Origin of the sequence: Microcoleus sp. T3_D1 (genome assembly GCF_036700405.1) — a bacterium.
GTDB lineage: Bacteria > Cyanobacteriota > Cyanobacteriia > Cyanobacteriales > Microcoleaceae > Microcoleus.
Map to the genome: position 1 here is coordinate 70,104 of NZ_JAUBOV010000010.1, position 21,378 is coordinate 91,481.

14 protein-coding genes and 1 other RNA gene are annotated in these 21,378 nt (G+C 46.4%); 5 read left to right on the plus strand and 10 right to left on the minus strand.

The genetic code is table 11. The annotated features are described in order from the left end of the window. Positions 1-156 precede the first annotated feature (156 nt). On the minus strand, positions 157-1,905 hold the full coding sequence (locus tag QT992_RS07425; RefSeq protein WP_333232791.1) for an ABC transporter ATP-binding protein: 1,749 nt from the start codon (positions 1,903-1,905) through the stop codon (positions 157-159). A gap of 651 nt (positions 1,906-2,556) precedes the next feature. Here QT992_RS07425 and groL point away from each other — a divergent pair. Further along, positions 2,557-4,248: a chaperonin GroEL gene (gene groL, locus QT992_RS07430; RefSeq protein WP_333339628.1), complete on the plus strand. Its 1,692-nt coding sequence runs from the start codon at positions 2,557-2,559 to the stop codon at positions 4,246-4,248. Positions 4,249-4,609: 361 nt separating this feature from the next. On the opposite strand, the gene QT992_RS07435 is transcribed toward groL, so the two are convergent. Then, positions 4,610-4,867 carry a DUF2811 domain-containing protein gene (locus QT992_RS07435; RefSeq protein WP_050813024.1) on the minus strand — a complete coding sequence of 86 codons (258 nt, stop codon included), beginning with the start codon at positions 4,865-4,867 and terminating at the stop codon, positions 4,610-4,612. 211 nt (positions 4,868-5,078) lie between these two features. On the opposite strand from QT992_RS07435, the gene QT992_RS07440 reads away from it, so the two are divergent. After that, positions 5,079-5,312: a hypothetical protein gene (locus QT992_RS07440; RefSeq protein WP_333320713.1), complete on the plus strand. Its 234-nt coding sequence runs from the start codon at positions 5,079-5,081 to the stop codon at positions 5,310-5,312. Between the two features lie 35 nt (positions 5,313-5,347). On the opposite strand, the gene QT992_RS07445 is transcribed toward QT992_RS07440, so the two are convergent. Both QT992_RS07445 and QT992_RS07450 read right to left on the minus strand, forming a co-directional pair. Then, on the minus strand, positions 5,348-5,509 hold the full coding sequence (locus QT992_RS07445) for a hypothetical protein (protein ID WP_333339631.1): 162 nt from the start codon (positions 5,507-5,509) through the stop codon (positions 5,348-5,350). 171 nt (positions 5,510-5,680) lie between these two features. Further along, positions 5,681-6,340: a class I SAM-dependent methyltransferase gene (locus tag QT992_RS07450; RefSeq protein ID WP_333339634.1), complete on the minus strand. Its 660-nt coding sequence runs from the start codon at positions 6,338-6,340 to the stop codon at positions 5,681-5,683. Between the two features lie 182 nt (positions 6,341-6,522). Between QT992_RS07450 and QT992_RS07455 the strand changes: the two genes are divergently transcribed. After that, positions 6,523-6,666 carry a hypothetical protein gene (locus tag QT992_RS07455; protein WP_333339636.1) on the plus strand — a complete coding sequence of 48 codons (144 nt, stop codon included), beginning with the start codon at positions 6,523-6,525 and terminating at the stop codon, positions 6,664-6,666. Positions 6,667-7,026: 360 nt separating this feature from the next. Next, positions 7,027-9,072 carry a sensor histidine kinase gene (locus QT992_RS07460; RefSeq protein ID WP_333339638.1) on the plus strand — a complete coding sequence of 682 codons (2,046 nt, stop codon included), beginning with the start codon at positions 7,027-7,029 and terminating at the stop codon, positions 9,070-9,072. A gap of 38 nt (positions 9,073-9,110) precedes the next feature. Here the strand turns inward: QT992_RS07460 and QT992_RS07465 are convergent, their stop codons facing one another. The 5 genes from QT992_RS07465 to QT992_RS07485 form a co-directional block, all read right to left on the minus strand. Beyond that, on the minus strand, positions 9,111-10,286 hold the full coding sequence (locus tag QT992_RS07465) for a Gfo/Idh/MocA family oxidoreductase (protein WP_333339640.1): 1,176 nt from the start codon (positions 10,284-10,286) through the stop codon (positions 9,111-9,113). A 305-nt stretch (positions 10,287-10,591) separates the two neighbouring features. Continuing rightward, positions 10,592-11,296 (minus strand): ribonuclease III, encoded by a 705-nt coding sequence (gene rnc, locus QT992_RS07470; protein WP_333342878.1) that lies wholly within the window; start codon positions 11,294-11,296, stop codon positions 10,592-10,594. 285 nt (positions 11,297-11,581) lie between these two features. After that, positions 11,582-12,015, minus strand: an RNA gene (rnpB, locus tag QT992_RS07475) — RNase P RNA component class A. A gap of 449 nt (positions 12,016-12,464) precedes the next feature. Next, positions 12,465-13,646, minus strand: coding sequence for a magnesium/cobalt transporter CorA (gene corA, locus QT992_RS07480; protein ID WP_333342877.1), 1,182 nt, complete (start codon positions 13,644-13,646; stop codon positions 12,465-12,467). Between the two features lie 76 nt (positions 13,647-13,722). Continuing rightward, positions 13,723-17,958, minus strand: a complete 4,236-nt coding sequence (locus tag QT992_RS07485; protein ID WP_333342876.1) for a PAS domain-containing protein — start codon at positions 17,956-17,958, stop codon at positions 13,723-13,725. Between the two features lie 1,121 nt (positions 17,959-19,079). On the opposite strand from QT992_RS07485, the gene hemG reads away from it, so the two are divergent. Next, positions 19,080-20,567: a protoporphyrinogen oxidase gene (gene hemG / locus QT992_RS07490; RefSeq protein ID WP_333342081.1), complete on the plus strand. Its 1,488-nt coding sequence runs from the start codon at positions 19,080-19,082 to the stop codon at positions 20,565-20,567. Positions 20,568-20,684: 117 nt separating this feature from the next. Here hemG and QT992_RS07495 read toward each other — a convergent pair whose 3' ends face one another. Beyond that, positions 20,685-21,377: a response regulator transcription factor gene (locus QT992_RS07495; RefSeq protein ID WP_333320696.1), complete on the minus strand. Its 693-nt coding sequence runs from the start codon at positions 21,375-21,377 to the stop codon at positions 20,685-20,687. Position 21,378: the final 1 nt, after the last annotated feature.

Sequence of the window (21,378 nt, forward strand, 5' to 3'; positions counted from 1 at the left end):
ACAAATAAACATTAGATGGGTCTGGCGGGTTTAGCCGGGAGCTATGCTAGCAGCCAGTTTATTCTGACAAAACCCGCCCTCCTCGTGACCAGTTTATTTGCACCTGCCTATTTATCTAGGGTCTAACTCTAGATCACTCAAAGTATCTGTCACTTGTCAATGCAGCAATTCCTCTAATTTTTGCTGGTTCCACAAATACTGATAAAGCCCTGTTTGCCCTACCAATTCAAGGTGAGTGCCACTCTGAACTATTTCTCCTTGCTCCATCACAAAAATGCGATCGGCACTAGCCGCCGCCGACATTTGATGCGAGATAAAAATTACTGTTTTGCGATCGGTTCCCGTTGCCAAGTTTCGCAAAATGTCGGTAGCAGTTTGATTGTCAACACTGGAAAGAGCGTCATCCAAAATTAACACCGGGGCGTCAACTAACAAAGCGCGAGCAAGTGCTGTCCGCTGCCGCTGTCCACCGGATAAAGTAATGCCGCGCTCGCCGACAACTGTTTTGTACTGCTGCGGAAAGTTGAGGATTTCGGCGTGAATTTGTGCTTGTTTGGCCGCCGCTTCAATCTCCGGCTGTTCCGCTAAAGGGTTTCCGTAGCGGATGTTATTCTTGATGGTAGTGCCGAACAGAAAACTTTCTTGCGGAACGTAGGCGATCGCCCCGCGCAATTCGGTCAATTTTACCTTGGTAATATCCTGTCCGTCTACAAATAACTCGCCCGGATCGATATCTAGCAAGCGTGGCAGCGCATTAGCTAAAGTTGATTTTCCTGAGCCGATCGCCCCAACAATTGCGACAGTTTCTCCCGGTTTTATGGTAAAATCAACATCTTTAAGCGCGGGTGTCTTAGCGCCCGGATAAGTATAATTTAGATGGCGAGCCGCAATTTCGCCTTTGACTGGAGTTGCAAGTTCAACTGCATCGAGAGCATCCTTAATTTGCGGTTCCACCGTCAGAATTGATTCGATGCGATCGACACTCACTTCTCCCCGCTGGTAAGCAGTAATTGTGAAACCCAACAGCGCCGTCGGAAACACCAAACGCTCGACATAAATCAGCAACGCTACAAAATCGCCAATGCTAATTTGACCATTAGCAATTGCCCCGCCACCAGCAGAAAGCAGCACCAACAAACTAATGCTTGCCAAACCGCCCAGCAGCGGAAAAATAAAGTTTCTAGTTTTTGCTAATTCCAAATTTGCTGATAGCAACTTCGCATTGGAATTGCGAAAAGCTCGGCGTTCGTTTTCTTCTTGAGCGTAGATTTTAATTACGGACATCCCGCTCATATCTTCTTGAATTAAATCGCTCATCGCCGACAATTCCTCTTGCACGGCTAACTGTTGGATGCGAAGTTTGTCGCTAAATAACTGTACCAAAACCAGCATTAAAGGATAAACTGCGATCGCAAACAGTGTCAGCCTTACATTAATCCCCAGCATCACCGGCAAAGTCAAAGCATAGGCAAATGCCGTATTCGCCAAACTCAGCACCGCAAACCCCACCAAGCGCCGAATATTGTCCAAATCGGAAGTAGCGCGGTTAATTAAATCTCCTACCGTATTGGCTGCAAAATAAGACGGTTCTAATGTTAATAAATGATTAAATATTTGCTGTTTGAGGTCAAATTCGACTTGACGCCCGACGCCAAACAGCAAAATCCGCGACGCCATCCGAATCACCCACATGATTGAGGCGAGAATCAGAATTAGTGCCACGAAATTGAAAACTTCGTCAAATTTAGTCGCCACTTGCAGAGTGTCAACTGAATTCCGAATCAGCAGGGGGATGTAAACGCCCACAGCATTGACAACTAATAGTGAAAAAACGCCCCAGAAGGTTGGTTTCCAGTGCGGGCGCATATAAGAGCCGAGTTTTTGCAGTCGAGAATAACGAGCCATTTGTTAGTGCGTAATTTGAGATTGATTGAGGAAAGGAAGAAGGTTCGGCAACGAGCAATGTACGGGATGTAACGGATGGATGCTGAAGGAAGAAGGAGTCTTCCCCAAGGTTTTCAGCAATTAAGAACGTGCTAATAGTCTTGGCGGTTGCTATAGGGATGAGAATTAAATAAAATCCACTTTTCATGACTGTTGTGGGATGGGCGTCCCGCCCGTCTATTGGGGACGGGCGGGACGCCCATCCCACAAGAAAAAAGGGAAATTATTTAATTGACGATCCATAGAAGGTAGAAATCTGAAAAAATAATAGAAGCTCTATCGAAAGGTAGATGACCGAAAACACAAGTTAAGAAATTTTTAATAAAAAATCTGCTTTGGGATAACGCGCCATCAAAATTGGGTTTAGGCCTGAACCAAAACCTGATTATATCGATATGTAACAAACCACATTATTATATCTGTGGCGACACGAGATATGTGGGGACACGGCATTGCCTTGTCCTTAGCCACCCGGAACGATCGCGCCCAAATCTCCCATCCGCCCCCCCAATCCCCCACACGGTTGAGGCGCGCTACAATCAAAAATCGATCGACTTAGCACTCAGACTCAGAGAGTGCTAAATTTGCTAATGTAAGCGATTGGAGACAAACATGACAAAAATAGTTGCATTTAGCGACAAATCTCGCCGGGCACTAGAACGCGGCGTCAATCAACTCGCCGATGCTGTCCGCATCACCTTGGGCCCGAAAGGCCGGAATGTCCTATTGGAAAAGAAATACGGCAGTCCCCAAATCGTTAACGACGGTATCACCGTTGCTAGGGATATCGAGCTCGAAGACCCCCTGGAAAATGCTGGCGCTCGCTTAATTCAAGAAGTCGCCTCCAAAACTAAAGATATCGCAGGCGACGGCACAACAACCGCAACGGTTATCGCTCAATCCCTCATTCGCGAAGGTTTGAAGAATGTCGCAGCAGGCGCAAACCCAGTCGCGCTGCGCCGGGGTATTGAAAAAACGATCGCCCATTTGGTGCTGGAAATCGAGAAATTGGCCAAACCTGTCGAAGGCAGCGCCATTGCTCAAGTCGCCACTGTCTCCGCCGGTAACGACGAAGAAGTCGGCAGTATGATTGCCCAAGCAATGGAAAAAGTCACCAAAGACGGCGTAATTACTGTAGAAGAGTCGAAATCTCTGACAACAGAATTGGAAGTTGTCGAAGGGATGCAGTACGATCGCGGATATCTTTCTCCGTATTTCGTCACCAACACCGATCGCATGGAAGTTGAGTACGAAAACGCTCGCATCCTGATTACCGACAAAAAAATTAGCTCAATTCAAGAACTAATTCCAGTTCTCGAAAAAATCGCCCGCACAGGTCAACCGCTGCTAATTATCGCCGAAGATATTGAAGGCGAAGCTTTGGCAACTCTGGTAGTCAACAAAGCCCGCGGCGTATTGAACATCGCAGCAACCAAATCTCCTGGTTTTGGCGATCGACGCAAAGCTATGCTTCAAGATATCGCCGTACTCACCGGCGGTCAACTGATTTCTGAAGAAGTCGGACTCAGCATCGATACCGCAACCCTAGAAATGCTCGGTACCGCCCGCAAAATTACGATCGACAAAGAAAACACCATCATTGTTGCTGGCGACGAACACAAAGCTGACGTGCTAAAACGGATCGAGCAAATCCGCAAACAGCTAGAAGCGACGGATTCCGACTACGACAAGGAAAAGCTAACCGAACGCATCGCCAAACTCGCCGGCGGCATCGCTGTAATTAAAGTCGGCGCAGCTACCGAAACCGAGCTCAAAGACCGTAAACTGCGTATTGAAGACGCTCTGAACGCTACTAAAGCTGCTGTGGAAGAAGGTATCGTTGCCGGAGGTGGCACGACCCTAATTCACCTGATTACAAAAATAGATGCGATCAGAAATACTTTAGACACCGAAGAACAAGTAGGCGCTGACTTGGTGAAGAAAGCTTTGGAATCACCTTTGCGTCAAATCGCTGATAATGCCGGCGTTGAAGGTTCGATCGTCATCGAACGAGTGCGGGCGAGCGAGTTCAACGTTGGCTACAACGCTCTCACCGACGTGTACGAAGATATGATTGCCGCCGGGATTATTGACCCGGCTAAGGTAGTGCGATCGGCTTTGCAAAATGCCGGTTCCATTGCTGGCATGGTGTTGACCACTGAAGCTGTGATTGTCGAAAAACCCGAGAAGAAAAAAGCCGGTGGCGACATGGGCGACATGGGCGGCATGGGCGGCATGGGCGGCATGGGCGGCATGGGCGGCATGGGCGGCATGGGCGGCATGGGCGGCATGGGCATGATGTAGTCTTCAGCCATTAGTTTGTAGCCTGTAGGGTGCGCCATAAGCACCATGCGTGTCAACAAGCGCGTCTTATGTACTACCCGTCTACTGTTTGACGATTAAGGCAGTTTACCCTCCCGGCATCCCCTGATAGTCCGGGGGGATTTTTCATTCTCTTGTAGGGGCAATCCCCCCGTGGCAGCCCCAATCCCCCCGTGGCAGCCCCAATATTTGAAACACCGATTCCCTCGTCCGTGGAGGGGGTAGGCACGGGGAGTAGGGGTAGCACTACCCCTACAAAATCCCGATTTTCCTGAAAATGAAACAGCCCTGCTTCTTAAGGGACATGCAATGGGGCTCGGCATTAAGCTATAAGCGATAGTTCTCAGGACGAGGGAGTTACATTGTTGCTGTGCAAGTCTTGAGGAGATTGAAACAGAGTTTCGAGATAAACTCTCGCAGCTTGGCGATAACTGCGCGAAGCTTCAGGCGTACCGCTATCGGCATTCTGCAACAAAAACAGCGACAGGGCCGCGCAAAATACTCGGTCTAGATCCCATTCGGGATGGGTTTCCAGGTAAGTTTTGAGAGAATCGTGCAGCGTTTCGGGAATTTCAGCAAAAATACTGACTGTTGGGTTCATCATTTTTTTTAGTCTCGCTAATAAATTGAAAACAGAACCCCCCCTTCGGCCGGATACAGGTGCAGGCACAGCCGAAATCAGAGCGCTTTTTTTTAGGTCGGTCGCATCATTGTGCGCTATGAGGGGGTGGGTTTGTCAATGTTGCGAAATATTACAAACTCCTTTATATAAAAAAAAGGTTTACCAAATAATAAGCTTTTCAGGGCATTTTTTGTTACATATCTTTATGTGTTGGGGGCTTTATGAGGAATTAGGCAGCAAGTTAAGGAAATCCCCAATTCCGCAGCAAGATGCTACCGTGCCGTTAATTTCTGTGGAAAACTTTGTCGAATCTGTGGAAAACCTCAGACTTGCCTGGGGAAACGCTGTGGAATGTTTAGGGAAAAGTCAGGGAAAAAATAAGAATTGCAAAGGGGATGGGGCATGGGGCATGGCTAGCAAATAAAAAATGACTACTGACTAATGACTAATGACTACTGACTACTGACTTCCTAAGTGCCACTCTGCCGCTTTTTGGCGGATGGTTGCCAATTCTGCGGGTGGCATTTTGTCGAGATTGGCTAAGAGAAAGCTCATGGGACCGATCGACTGAAGTTTGTCCCGCTGGCGCGCTAGGAAATCCCAGTAGGGAAGATTTATCATCTGTGGGGTTGATAGCAGCTTGGTTCTGCCAAAGTCGATCGCCTAATATCCAAACGCCAACTCTCATTTTATTTGTTTCACCCTTTCACCATAAAAGTTATCTTTTACTTTTCATGAGGGCTGGTTGTCTATTCATAAAAATTAATGGGCTGAAAAATCACAACTCAAAACTCATGATTTCTCCGCTTCTGGCGAGAACGTACTAGAGCATAACATTGATTTCCAAAGATAGGGACACCGACCGGCAAATTTAAATTTTATGTCGGTGTATCCTTCAGATGTTAATAACTTGGTCAGCGTCTCTACTGAAAAAAATTTAATGTGCCCGTTATCCCAAAGAACTGTAAAATGTTTATCTAGTTTGCCAGAAACCGCTAAAGCCACATTTTTTAAATAGCCGTGATAGGGTGTGGAAATAATTAGTCTTCCTCCCGGCTTGAGGCATCTTTTTGCAGTTTTTGCTATTTCTTTAGGATAAAGCAAGTGTTCGATTACTTCAATAGCTAAGACAACATCAAATGAGTTCAGAATATCGGTATCGGGAAGGTCGTAAATATCTGCTTGGATAAACTGACAATCGGGGAAACTTTGACGGGAGATGGCAATTCCGGGTGCAGAAGTGTCAACGCCGACAACTTCGCAGCCGTGCTCTGCGATGACGTGACTGAGGCTGCCATTGCCACAGCCGAGATCCAAAACTCGGAGTTTTGTCTTGCTGGTCTGCTGAAGTGTCGCCAGCATTTCTAAAAGGGGAGATATCAAATAAGCGTGATGATATCTCGGACGGTTGTTTGTGTAATAATACGTATAATCGCTAAAGTTTTTTTTCATCGATTAAGCTATGGAGATTATTGCCGAGACCGCGAATTTACGCGAATTTACGCGAATTTACGGAGCGTGGGTGCACTGTTTGGGCCAAGGTTCCCCACATTAGGGTGGTCAGAGTCGATCGGCAGCTCGATCATCTCATTCTTTTTGTTTGACAGGTGAATTATTGTCACCGAATCAATCGGATGGCAAAAGAAATCTTTGACAGGGTGCAAAATCTCGCATCGCCCATCTCTGGCCCATCTCTTGAAGGCATTCGGAAAGAAAAAGTCCGATCGAGCAGAATTCTCTCTGTGTACTACCCGGAGACAGAACTTTTTGCCCGTTAATTTGGGTGTCAGAGTGCATCTATGCGATTCTAGCTTCAAGCAACTGCGGTATGTCCACCCGACGCTTTTGGCAGCCTGAAAAATCGGCCCCTGGGCGATCGGATGCCAATCGAGCCGAAAATTGAGAAGGGAAGTGTGACCGAAATCACAGGCAGTGGCCAAACAAATTGCTAAGCCTCTTTAAGTCCACACACTTAGAATCGAGATTACTACAGTGGCTTCTATAATTGTGTTTAAATGTTGTTCGGAAGCTGTGTTGTCCAGTCAGCAGAGCCCCCTAGACAGATTCACGCTTTCGGTCTGGTTTATTTCACTTTAATGGTCGCTGTTGGGTGTTGCACCTTAATTTAGATATTTCCTATGGTTAAGTTAGGTCAATCCTCCTTTCGCCGTATTTTACTGTCGCGGATTTTGTTGCTCAGCGTACCGGTTCTACTGGTGGGGGAGTATGTTACCTATCGCAAGGCACGCTCGACGCTTCTGGAAACTGCTCGTCAAAACTTGACAGAAAGTGCAGTCAGAAAAGCAGACACTATTGAACAGTGGGCGAAATCGCTGAAGTCGAATCTGATCGGCGCTTCGGAAAGCTCGATGTTGCAGTCGGTAGATCCGAAGGATTATCAAAAGTTTATCGCCCAATTAGGGCAGCGGTTGCCAGCCCAGGTTGATTGCTTGCAATTGACTAATTTAAAGACAAATCAAGTGATAGCAAGCACTTGCGGGCAGCAGCCGATTCAGTCGTTGCCGGCAAAATTTTGGCCGCCCGTACAGCAGCAGCAAACGCTGCTGGACGAAAAGAGCGTTTACATCAGTCTGTCCTTACCTCCCCAGCGACAGGGGACAGCAAACGATCGGAAGGCGGCTTTGGGGGGTGAGGATTTTCCCGATGCGGGTAAAGAAGGCTCCGATAGCCAAGCGAGTTTGGTGTTGAGCGCTCCTGTTTACATTCGTCGGGGCAATACCCTGCAGTTGAGTTATGCTTTGAGTTTGCAGTCGGCCTTGCCTGTGCAAACCAGCGCTCCCAAGGGTTCTTTAGCCGGCTATACTGTGGCGATCGACCAAGATGGGACAATTTTGGCGCACCCTAATGTCAACCGCGTGGGCCGCAATATCGACCAAGAGGCAGATGCCGCTCGACTAAAAAGTATTGTCAGAAGGGCGATCGCAGGCGGAACAGCTTTTCTCCACCTATTTTCCTTTGAAAGAAATGGTGTAGAGTTGCTAGCAGGATACGCGGCTATCCCGAGTCCTTCAACTACACACGAGAACAGCAAGTGGATTATTTTAGCTGTCTCTCGTTTAGATTACGCTCTGTCGGGTTTGGAAGAAATTCAGCAAGTTTTATTTAATTTAATTGTAGGCTTGGTTGCTGCTAGTATCATCGCGACTTTATATCTGTCTCGCGACTTGGCGCGTCCTGTGGAAAAACTGAGAGACTACGCGATGAAAGTAGATACGGAAGCGTCGCAGACAGTGCCCCAAGATTTCCAAATTAGGGAATTTAATCAACTATCAGAAGCACTCAACAGCATGGTACAGCGCCTCAGATCCTGGGCCAAAGAATTGGAAGTAGCAACCAAAGAAGCCCAAGTTGCCAATCAATTAAAAAATGAATTTTTGGGGAATATTTCTCACGAATTAAGAACGCCTCTCAACGGGATTATTGGTTTTATTCAAATTGTGCGGGACGGCTACTGCGATGACCGAGATGAAGAAATGGAGTTTTTACAGCGGGCCCACGACTCGTCCATGCAATTGCTCAATATTATTAATGATATTTTGGACATTGCTAAAATAGAATCCGGCACCTTCTCCATGATTTTAGAAGTAGTTGATATTACTCAGGTACTTGAAGACGCGATTGATTTGCAAGCGACTCAAATTGAGGAAAAAGGCTTGAAGTTAAGTTTGCCAGAGCCTCACGATCCGATTATTGTTCATGCCGATCCGGAGAAGCTAAAACAGGTGTTTTTAAATATTTTGAGCAATGCCGTTAAGTTTACAGAGTCGGGGAGTATTAGTATATCTGTGCGGCTAGAATCGAGGACTAATTCTGCTAGTTTTAACGGCAGTGGGGAAAGTACGACGGGCCCCAGCGGTCAAAGCGATTGGGTGGTGGTGACAATTAAAGATACGGGAATTGGTATCGATCCCGAGCACCAGCAGAAATTGTTTCAACCTTTTGTGATGGCTGATGGTTCTACAACTCGCAGGTTTGGCGGTAACGGTTTGGGCTTGGCTATCTCGCGAAGGATAATGGAATCTATGATCGGAAGCATTACCCTGCACAGCGCGGGCGTGAATCAAGGTACTACGGTGATGATTTCTTTGCCTGTCAATCAGCAGTCAAGTTTTTATTTTCACAGCCCGGACTTAGTAACGGAAAAGGGAAATTTCAAAAGTTGAGGAGTGATATTCCCAATCTAAAATCTAAAATCTCAAATCTAAAATGGTATTAGGGGCTGTCCGCCGAGTTCGAGGGATTTGCTCAAAGTGCTGAGAATGCGGATTAATTCGACGGAAGCCGCGCCCGAAGAGGTAAGACAGGGGGTATTTGTTTGCACGCAGTTGAGGAAGCGATCGCACACTCGCTGCAGCGGTTCTACTTGTTCTAAAGTCAACACTTCGCGGTGTCTCAGGCCAGTTGGCTGCGGCGCGATCCTCTTCGTTGGCGTAGCCCCCGTAGGGGCGGGCTTCGCTAACGCACTTTCAAAAGAGTTATTCTCTTCGCCCCCGCAATCTGAATGGCCGCGCTGCACAATCAGCGGAGTTTCTGGCGACATTTCGTCAAAAATCAAGGTTCCCAAACTGCCAACAACTGTTAAGCGCCGTTGTTTGTCAGGATTTAGCCAGCACAGATGAATAAATGCTTGAAATCCGTCGGGATAGGTGAGCGTTACCCAAACTAAATCTGCTAGTTTTTCAGCAGGATTAGTAGTCAGCAGTGAAGGAGAAAATTGATTTTCAATTTCTGCTGCTTCTTCTTTATTTATTCCTGATTCCTGATTCGTGATTCCTGATTCCTTCGGAAAAACAGTGCCGATCGCCCTTACTTCAATTGGCATTTGTTCCAGCCAAGTATTGAAAATAGCGATATCGTGAATAGCCAAGTCCCAAAGGGCATCAACGTCATGGCGCACCGGTTCAAAATGGGTGCGCTGGGCGTAACCGTAGCGCAATTTTCCGAGTTGATGCTGTTGAATAATTCTTTGGCCTCGATCGACTGCTGGATGAAACAGATAAGTGTGGTCAACGAAGAGTTGCCGCTGCTGTTTTTCGGCTAATTGACAGAGTTCTATTGCTTCAGTCAGGTTGAGGGCGAGGGGTTTTTCTGCTAAGACGTGGTAGCCTTGTTTCAGCGCGGCTGCTGCGAGGGTGTAGTGTGTGGAAGCTGGAGTAGCGATCGCCACAGCTTGCAGTCCCGGCAAGGCTTGCACTTGAGACCAATCGGCAGCTAGAATCACCGAGGCATCAAGATTAAACTGTTTTTGAACGGCCGCCAATGAATCTCGATTCGGGTCTACCACCGCTAAAACTTCGCTGTTGGGATGTTCGAGAAAGTTGCGAATTAGGTTAACTCCCCAGCGACCGGCACCCAATACAGCTATTCCGATTTTCATTAATTATAATTTAAAAAATCGCACAGCAATTATAGCATATTTTGTTATTATTATCTATGTTTTTACTCAAAAAAATCACTGTTGACTGTTGACTGTTTGCAGTAGTTATTGGTTATTGGTTATTGGTATCAGCTAAGGAATGAGAATTAAATAACTTCCACTCTTGAAAGTGGGATGGGCGTCCCGCCCGTCCTTTTTGGACGGGCGGGACGCCCATCCCACAATAACAATTAAAATTGTAAGTTATTTAATTCGCGCTCCTAACAAATAACCAATAACTGATAACACCATTCAACAGTCAACTGTCAACTGTCAACTAATTTATTGAAAGCTGCCTGAGCCGCTGCTTGTTCGGCCGCTTTGATCGATCGACCTTTTCCCTCTGCTACCAACTTTCCCTGAATGAGAACTTCTGCGGTAAAACGATCCTCCCCGCCCTGCACTGTCCCGGTTTCTTGGACGCTATATTTGGGCAAAGTTTTGTATTTGCCTTGAGTCAACTCTTGGAGAGCAGCTTTGTAGTTTTGGCGGGCCGGATCGCTGCGGATTTCCGCCGCTAGGCGTTGAAAGTGAGAATCTAGCCAAGGGCGAATTAATTCTAAGCTCTGGGTACTCAAATAAAGCGCAGCCAGTACCGCTTCCAAAGCATCGGCCAACCGGGGTTCAGCGCCTGTTTTGTCTGCGGCGGCGCTGCTGGAAACAATTAAATAGCGATCGAACCCGTAACTTTCAGCGATTTTAGCAAGAATGCGATCGCTCACCAAGATCGATCGAATAGCAGCAAATTCCCCCACTGTACAGTCAGGATAAATCTCAAACAACAATTCCGACGCAGCCAGCCGCACGACTGCATCCCCGACAAACTCTAGTTGCTCGTAATTTGCCTTAGCTGACGCGCTCGCATGAGTCAAAGCTAAATCGAGGAGATGCCATTTTATCGAAGCATTCTTCGTCAGTCCCAATTTTTGAATTAATGTTTCAAGTTGCTTTTGGCGACCCGGATAAATCATACCATTTTAGAGTTTAGATTTTATATTTTAGATTTTAGAAGTGGGAATCACGGATGACTATCCGGGTTGGGAGCTTTTCAAAAGTTGCATTATTTTTTTTTACTGGGATCAGATTCATATTAATAAAAAAAATTAGTTGAAAAACTAAATATTCCTCCGGGTGCTTATGGTGCACCTTACCCAAAATCTTCCTCCGGGTGTGCAGTGCATACCTTTCCCAACATAAAACAGGTCGAAAAGATTTGTTGACCTGATTCCCAAGCGGTAATTTTAATTAAATGGGGGGGAAAAAGTCGGACATAAGCCGGGTTCTGTTCTCTCAACTGCAAGCAGTTTTCGAGGGCAGTTATCTATCTGGGACGCCTGTTACCAGACGCCTCAAGCGGTACCAAAAAACGGCACTGGTAAAAAACCAACCATAGTCCCTCCGACCTTGCTCCCAACTGGGGTTTACCGAGCCAGCACCTCTCGATGCTGCTGGTGCGCTCTTACCGCACCTTTGCACCCTTACCAAATTAGTGGTTGCTTCCCAGTCACAAATCCTCAGTTACTTACTAATGACCAATGACTGCTGACTAATGACTAATTGGCGGTATCTTTCTGTGGCACTATCCTCACGATCGCTCGCACTGGGCGTTACCCAGCAAGTTTGGTTTTTCGGGAGCCCGGACTTTCCTCAGACAAGCTTTCGCTAATCCGCAACCGCCTGCGCCTACTTTTTCCCCAGATTTATTGTACGCGATCGTTCGTCAATCAATGTGGGATTTGAGATTGAATATTTTAACTTGTCGCCCACTTAATTTGGACATTTGTGTTTATTCTCACATCTGGCACTATTGTCAATAAGCTTTTTATGAACAGGCTTTCCGGCCTGTTCCACAATAAAATTCATCTCTTGTGGAACAGGCCGGAAAGCCTGTTCTTGACAATGGTGCAACATCTCAGTTTATTCAAACTCTTGTACTGTGGGCCCGAAGGCCCGCCCAACAATTAAATTTCCCTGCAACTCCCCTTAAATTCACTCACGGATGAATCAGGGGGTCCAAAAGTTGGCAATTATCATGCCAGGATTTATCGCACGGATTCAACTAGGGGCAGGAAACCTTTTTACATAACAGGATTTTGGATTCTTCAATCTTTAATCCCCAATCTCAAATCTTCAATTCGGTTACTTTAATGAGTCATCTTTCACAGTAGAAAAATTATCAAACCAGCCGCGCCGCCAGAAGAAGTAAACTAAACCAGAGGCGATCGCTAGCATAATTGCCCAACACAGCGGATAGCCAAAATACCAATTCAGTTCTGGCATATTCCAAGGCGATTTCTCTGTATTGAAATTCATCCCGTATACTCCCGCCACAAAAGTTAGAGGAATAAAGATACTAGAAATCACTGTCAGCAATTTCATGATTTCATTCATTTTATTGCCAACGGATGACAGATAAACATCCATTAAACCCGAAGACAACTCTCGATAGGTTTCCACCATATCCATCACCTGCACCGTGTGATCGTAACAGTCGCGCAGGTAAATTCGCACCTCTGGACTAATCAAATCACTGCTATCTCGAATCAAAACATTAATTGCATCCCGCTGCGGCCAAATGGCGCGGCGCAGCGTCAGCAATTCGCGCCGGATTTTATAGATTTTTTCCAGGGTTTTGCGGGTGGGGTTTAGCACCACTTCATCCTCTAATTGTTCAATGCGCTCTCCATAAACTTCTAATACAGGGAAGAAGCCATCTATAATCGAATCTAACAGAGTATAAGCCAGATAATCGGCTCCGTGTTTGCGAATCATTCCTTGTCCTTTACGAATGCGATCGCGCACGGGTTCAAAACAATCATAGTCCGGTTCTTCCTGAACAGTTAACAGGTAATGTTTCCCCAAAATCAAACTAACTTGTTCTTTATGAAAATTCTCTGAATTCGGCTTAAGTATCACCATCCAAGCAATGATTAAAAGGTGATTTTCGTAATCTACCACTTTGGGGCGCTGTGGTACATTAACCACATCTTCTTGAGCCATAAGATGCAAATTAAACACTTTACCCATTTGGCGCCAAGTTTCTTTGTTTCCTAGTCCCAACATATCAACCCAAGAAACAGATGCTGTATCTAAATAGGCCGAAGCGTCTTGAGGATTTGCCAATTTACCGCGAGTTGCGGCTGTTTCGCAATAGTCAATTAATACAATCTCGGGAGGCGGCGCATCGGGTTCTAAGTCGAGAGTTCCCGGCGGAGCCCCCGGATCGTCATAAAAATAGTCAACGTAGGAATCATCATCATCCTCATCATCTTGAATTTGTTTTGCAACGGCATTAGAAGTATGTATGCTTTTGTATACCATGCTAATATTCCTGACTTTTACAACCTTTAATTAGATTATCATTTTTATCGTGCAACTACCAATTACCAATGACTCATTACCTCTGCCGAATTGGAATCTCGATCGCAAATTCCGTTCCCTCTCCCGGCGCGGAAATGCACTGCAGCGTCCCTCCGTGTCTTTCCACCACAATCTGATAGGAGATAGACAGTCCCAAACCTGTACCTTTGCCTACTGGTTTAGTAGTAAAAAACGGGTCAAATACCCGACATCTAACAGACTCTGCCATTCCCGATCCGTTATCGGAAATTACGATCGCAACCCGATTATTCTCCAACACCTCCGTGCGAATCCGAATCGAAGGCAATGTGTCGCAACTTAAAGGTAAACTAGCAAAATCTTGCCCTTCCTCTTCCACATAAGTCGCCAATTCCAACTTCCTCTGCCTGACATTCGCTAAAGCATCAATAGCATTATTTAAAATATTCATAAACACTTGATTTAACTGTCCCACGTAGCACTGTATCTGCGGCAATTTCCCATATTCTTTAACTATCTGAATAGGACGATTTCTACCATTTTCTTTAATCTTGTGTTGCAAAATTAACAGAGCACTCTCTATTCCTTCGTGAATATTAACACGCTTAAGATCGGATTCTTCCAGGCGGGAAAAGTTACGCAAAGACAGAACTATTTGGCGAATTCGATCGGCTCCAGTTTGAATTGAAGTCAGCAGGTGCGGGAAATCCTCTTTCATGAATTCCAGTTCTATTTCTTCTGCCAAATCTTGGATAACAGCAACAGGTTCCGGGTAGTGTGCGCGGTACAAACTGCACAGTTCCAGCAAGTTTTTGGCATACTCACTAGCGTAAGTGATATTACCGTAAATAAAACTGACAGGATTATTGATTTCGTGAGCGATTCCCGCCACTAGCTGTCCCAAACCCGACATTTTTTCCGCTTGAATTAGTTGAGCTTGAGTCCGGCCTAATTGTTTCAATGTTTGCTCTAGCTGGCGATTTTTATGTTTTAATTGAGCTTCGGCTTGTTTGCGCTGGGTAATATTGCGGGCGAGAATAATAATCTGATCTGAATTAAACGGCAACAGTCGGGCTTCATAAGTTTTTTCTCCTTCCGACATGGAAAGCGAATATTCTATATCGATTGAATTTCTTGTTTCGGAAATTTCAAAGATTGCTTGGGCAAATTGGCCAGCGACATTGGGTGGCAATATGTCTGTGATTCGTTGGCCGATAAAATGTTCGGGAGGGACGTATAAACTCGAAGAAGTTCCTGACAAATAATCCACGATTATACCGTCAGCATCTAGTCGAAAATACAAATCCGGCAAAGCGCGAAAAACGGCTTCTAACTCTAAAGTTTTTTGGCGCAATGCTTCCTCGGCGTAGTACCGATCGCTAATATCAAAAATCACCCCGTCCAAATAGCAAACGTTTCCCTCTGCGTCAAAAACAGGAGAACCCTTATCCCACACCCATTTAACCGTGCCGTCTGCTGCTAGCAACCGATATTCCAAGTTATAAGACTCTTTGTTTTCTATGCCTTGCCGAATAGTTGCTTCTACTTTGGCCAAATCTTCCGGGTAAATAATGCTAGCAAAAGTCCGGCATCTCCTGTCCAAAAACCAAATAAAATCTGCCGCAGGATAGCCGGTTAATAAGTAAACGGCATCGCTAATAAAATTAGTCGAAAAATCGCACCTCCAGCGATAAACCACTCCGGGAATATTAGCTACCAAAGACCTAAATCTGGATTCACTTCTACGCAAAGCTGCTTCCGATTCATGTCGTTCTGTAATATCGTGAGCGAAAGCTAGCACTGCAAATACATTACCTTCAGCGTCGCGCAGGGGAAGTTTTTGGGTATCAAAAATATGTACTGAACCGTCAGCAAGAGTTGCCGGATCGCAGGGATTGTGGATGATTTCGCCGGCCATTACAGCAGAGTCGTCTGTGCGGAATCCTCGGATATTTTTGGCCCAATTCCCAAACACGAGTTCTTCTGAAAATCCTAATTCTAAATCAGATTTGCCAATAATTTCTTCGACGGTTTTACCAATTGCTTGAGCGAAACTCTTGTTTGCCAAAATACAGCGAAAATTTTTGTCTTTTGCCAAAATCCAGTCGCTAGTTTTGTCTATTACTGTACGCAGGAGTTGTTCGGAACGTTCGGTTTTTTCCAAAGACGCCTGCAGTTCTAGTTCTAGGCACTTGCGGGTAGTAATGTTTTCAAAAGCAACACCGACGCAGTTGTTGGGTAATGGAAAAGCTTTAATAGAAAAAGCGCGAGTTATGCGGCCACCTTCATCGCACTCAATATCTTCAAGTTCTACGGCTTTCTGGGTGCGAATTACCGAAGCAAATGCTTGGGGAATGTTTTTCGATCGCAGGTGGGGAAAAATCTCGTCGATTGTCATTCCCAAAACATCAGCCATTTCTAATCCGGTAAATAGGGTAGCTGCAGGATTGGAGGCGATCGCCCTGAGAGTGCTGTCATCGTCTATATTTTCTAAATGGTAGACGTACAAACCAATTTGCATATTCTCGACAATTTGGTCGTAGAGGCGCACGCTTTCGTCTACCTGCCTGCGTTCGGTAATATCTTCAGTAATCCCCAAAACGTACTGAGGACGACCTGCGGCGTCGAGAATTGGCACTTTGCGCGTGTGCAGTATTCTCATACCTTTGTGGCGAGTTTGGATCGGCTCTTCGCCTATGTCTTTAACAGTAGATTGGTTGCGATCGCGGGTCAATATTTCCCTGTCTTGAGCAGTAAAAACATCAGCTTGTTCTTTGGGGTAAATATCGTAGTCATTTTTGCCGATCGCCTCTTGAGAAGTAACACCGGCGATCGTTTCTCCCGCTTTATTCCACAGCACAAATTTCAGCGAAGAAGCATCTTTAGCAAAAACTCCCACCGGCAGATTTTCTACTACGGAATTGAGGAAAGCTCTAGCTGATTTTAATTCAGATTCTGCACGCTTGCGTTCGATGCCTAAAGCAATGACATCCGCAACCGATGCTAAAGTTTCCTGAAACGGTGCTGTCAGCGGCTGGCTGCTGATAATTACCATGACTCCCACCAGCCGTTCTTCGACTATCAAAGGGTAGCCGGCGAAGGTGAGAATTTGCTTGGGTATTGGGCAATTTGTCTGCTTTTGACTGGTGTTGATAATTGCTACTTCGGAACTTGGCGCCTCTGTTGCTTTCGGGGATTCTTCCTCTGGGAGTCCAAAATTGTTCAGTTCAAATCCGCAGTCAAATTCCGGTTTGTGCTGTTTGGCTATAAAGTTAACCTTACTTTCAATAAACCTAGCCCGATCGTCTGTGCGGCTGTATATTCCCGATGCCGCTTGCAATTGGCAAACATTATGTTGAGAGTTGAAAGTCCAAATTTCAGCAGAAGCGACATCGAGATTTCGCACCATTGCCTCGCAGCAGGGAAGCAGGATATCTTCAGGGTGTTTGGTGAGGGCAATACCCACATCGGCTACCATTGCTGTGAGGCGAGAAGCTTGGGCTTTTTCTGCTTCCAACCGTTTGCGATCGGTGATATCTTCCACCAAAGAAAGCACGGTAAAAGTTTCGGCGCTGCGAATAATCGAGTTGAACCAGCGACACCAAATTACCTGTCCGCTTTTAGTATAGTTGCGGTTAATTGAAGTATTGCCGTTGCCAGTGGCTAATTCAAGCTCGATCGCGCTTACAGCCTCTCTATCTTCTTCGCAAACCAAAGCCAAATCGCCGAACTGCTTGCCCATCATATCATCGGCTGTCCAGCCAAAGATTTCTTCGGCGCGTTTCGACCACTGAACTATCCGAAAATCTTCATCCCAGCCCACCATTGCCAGGGGACTGTTAGCTGCATTCAACCACAGTAAATGGTTCGATCGGCGTAACTGTTGAGTTTTCTGCTGCTGCCAGCGGTAGTGCCTGGTGATATCTCTACCGACGCCCAAAACCCGCATCTGCTTGCTAGAGGCATCCACCGCTGGCGTGTAAGCAGTTTCGTAAATTTTAATCCCGCCGTCTGCCGTCGTCACCTCATGAATTGCCAGCCGTTTTTCCCCGGTAATAAATACTTGTTGCAGGCAAGAATCAATCTGCGAGATTATATTTTTGACAGCAGCATTATTGGGATATAATTTTAATAATTCCTGATTAGTTTTGTTGACTATTTCAGCAGGCTCCAATCCCATCCAAGCAGCAGCGACTGGATTGATCGATAGGTACTTTTGCTGTCGATCGCACTCTAGGAAAGCATCAACAGAGTTAGAGAAAAAAGACTGAAACAAGTTGATAACTTCCTGCATGGGTATTTTTTCATGAGAAAAGCTTAGTATTGTGGAAACCTCGTGTCTTCAGGCTCATCTGTTGCACCATTTTCAATAAGCTTTTATGAGCGGGCAGGATGCCCAACCCACAAGAAATTAACTCTTTGTGGAACAGGCATCTTGCCTGTTCTTGAGAATGGTGCAAGATGTGAGTAGACCGATCGAGGAAACACTCATCAGGCCGTTTTAACCGCCTTGAATATTGATTATTGCTACACCGGGCTACTTGGTCGCTTGGTACTTTTATGATCTACTTTCAACGGAACAATTACCGTTTTAAATATTTCACGCGCGATCGCATAGCAGCTTGGGCTTACACCGATAATTTTGATAACGTAATCAGTTAAGACGATAGCTGGTCAACTATGTCTTTTGATTAGGGCATGAAACCCCATCTATTCAGAGCAGGGTGCTGACTTGCTTAAGCTGTAAAATTTGCCTAAAGTTAGTTTAACTGATATCTTGCACCATTGTCAGCAACAGGCTGTCCGGCCTGTTCCCCAAGAAAATTTATATTTTGTGGAACAGGCCGAAAAGCCTGTTCATAAAAGGCTAATTGAGAATGGTGCAACATATAAGTTTAACCCACTCAAATCTTTTTGGACACTGTACTGCTGCGTTTCCCGGTGCAATTTTCGGCGCTGTTCCCTATAATACAAAAATGGGAGCATCTCAGTTTTGCATTTACAGTGCGAGCGTCCCCGCTCGCGTATTGTACAATACGCGAGCGGGGACGCTCGCACTACAATAAAAAAATGCTTTTTACAAAACTGAGATGCTCCCACAAAAATTTTAATATAAAAAGCCTTTGAAAACAAGGAAAAAGAAGCCTGCGGTCTCACTGTACTCAGTTGACCGTCAGGTTTGTTCACACCAGACCCAGCGGAGACAAAAGCGAGATCGAGAGACGGGGAGACGGGGAGGTGGGCAGAGGTTCTCATCCACAACCTGTGAGAAAAATGTTTCACAAATGCCGCACAGCTTACCGATTCCCAATTCCCAATTCGGTAATCTGAAAGCGGTTTGGCAGTACGCGAAGCAAAGAACGCAAGCCGTGCAAACCCATGTAACATAAAGATTGCGATATTTTTCTATGTAATATGGAACTATTAGATACCTTGATTGTGGGTGCGGGTATTAGCGGTTTGAGTTTGGCGCACGCACTTCACAAGGAAGCAACGAATCCATCCTCGCTAAAGATTTTAGTCGCTGAGAGTCAGGGACGTGTGGGCGGGAACATCACCACTGTGACAGCGGGGGGGTTTCTCTGGGAGGAGGGCCCGAACAGTTTTTCGCCGACGCCGGAATTGATGAAGTTGGCTGTGGATGTGGGATTGAAGCAGGAGTTGATTTTTGCCGATCGCAAATTGCCTCGTTTTGTGTATTGGCAAAAAAAGCTGCAACCGGTGCCGATGACTCCATCGGCGATGATTCAGTCTCAGTTGCTGAGTTTTCCGGGGAAACTGCGGGCGTTGTTCGGGGCTTTGGGATTTGTCGCGCCGGCAATGGGCGATCGACTTTCGCAGCAGGGTAACGAGGAAACTGTTTCTCAATTTTTCCGCCGTCATCTGGGGCAGGAAGTGATGCAGCGGTTGGTGGAACCTTTTGTTTCTGGGGTTTATGCGGGCGATCCGCAACAACTTAGCGCGGCGGCGGCTTTTGGCCGGGTAGCCAAGATGGCTGATCTGGGTGGCGGGCTGGTGGCGGGGGCGCTGCTTTCTGCTAGGAAAAGACCCCCCCAACCCCCCCTTACCAAGGGGGGGCTAAAGACTGTTGCAGACCCGAATGTTCCTAAGACTAGACCGGGGGAGTTGGGTTCGTTCAAACAGGGGTTGAAGGCTTTGCCAGAGGCGATCGCTGCTGAATTGGGCGATCGAGTGAAACTCAACTGGCACCTGACTCGCCTCGATCGTACAGAACGCGAAACTTACATTGCTGTATTCTCGACGCCCGACGGACAGCAGGAAGTTGAGGCGCGTACCGTGGTTTTGACCACACCGGCTTATGTTACAGCCGATTTGTTGCAGCCTCTGCAACCGGAAGTTAGCAGTGCTTTACAAGCTTTTACTTATCCTACGGTTGCCTGCGTTGTATTAGCATATCCGCATTCGGATGTCAAGGGTAAATTAGTAGGTTTTGGAAATTTAATTCCGAGGGGGCAGGGAATTCGCACTCTGGGGACGATTTGGACATCAAGTTTATTTGCCGATCGCACGCCTGCGGGCTGGCACACTCTCACCAGTTTCATCGGCGGGGCTACAGACTCGGAAATTGGCAATCTCGACTCAGAAGAAATCGTTCGGGAGGTGCACCGAGATTTGTCTCGGATTTTGCTGAAACCAGATGTGCCACAGCCTAAAGTTTTAGCGGTGAATGTGTGGAAGCGGGCGATTCCTCAGTACAATTTGGGGCATTTCGATCGCCTGCAACAAATCGATGAAGGCTTAAAATCTTTGCCTGGGCTGTATTTGTGCAGTAACTACGTTGGCGGCGTGGCTTTGGGAGATTGCGTGCGAAGGGGTTTCGATCTTGCACGAGAAGTGGGCGAGTATTTGCAGAACAAACAATCAGATACTCGATCGATCTGAATTATTGTGTGGGAGGGCGGGTTTACACATATCGAGGATGTTAATCAGAGATATTGGTGAACCCGCCCCTATACAGCCTTCTGCCTGGTGTGCCGACGGACATGCCGGCGAATGCTACTAGGTTGTTGGCTCAAACTTGTAACCCACCCCCCTGACGGTTTGAATCATCGGCATTTGATTAGGATCTAGTTCAATTTTGCGGCGAATTTGACCGATATGAACATCCACCACGCGATCGGCTCCTACATACTCGTAGTCCCACACTTCATGCAGCAATTCCGATCGCCTCCATACGCGACCGGGTTTGCTGGCCAAACAGTACAGCAGATCGAATTCTAAAGCAGTCAAAGCAACTATCTGACTGCCGAGAATTACCTCGCGGCGAACCGGATCTATTAGTAGCTCTCCAAAAGTAAGACTTTGTTGTTCGGCGGGAGTAACAATGCGTTTGCGCTTCAAAATTGCTGCAACGCGAGCTCCAATCTCTACAAGACTAAAAGGTTTAGTAATGTAGTCGTCAGCACCTTCGGCAAACCCTTTCATTTTGTCAGCTTCATCGGTTCGGGCAGTCAGCATCAACACAAACACGCCCGTGCGTCTTTGCATTTCTTGACACAGTTTGTAACCAGTTGTATCAGGTAAATTTACATCTAGAACTACTAAGTCAGGATTGAGTTGCTCAAATAATTCCAGACCAGTCTCACCGTCCTCGCCAGACTCAACTTGATAACCTTGCTGGCTCAAAAAACGGTGAATTAAATTTCGGATTGCCGGGTCGTCATCAACCACAAGGATTTTTACAGGGGCCATG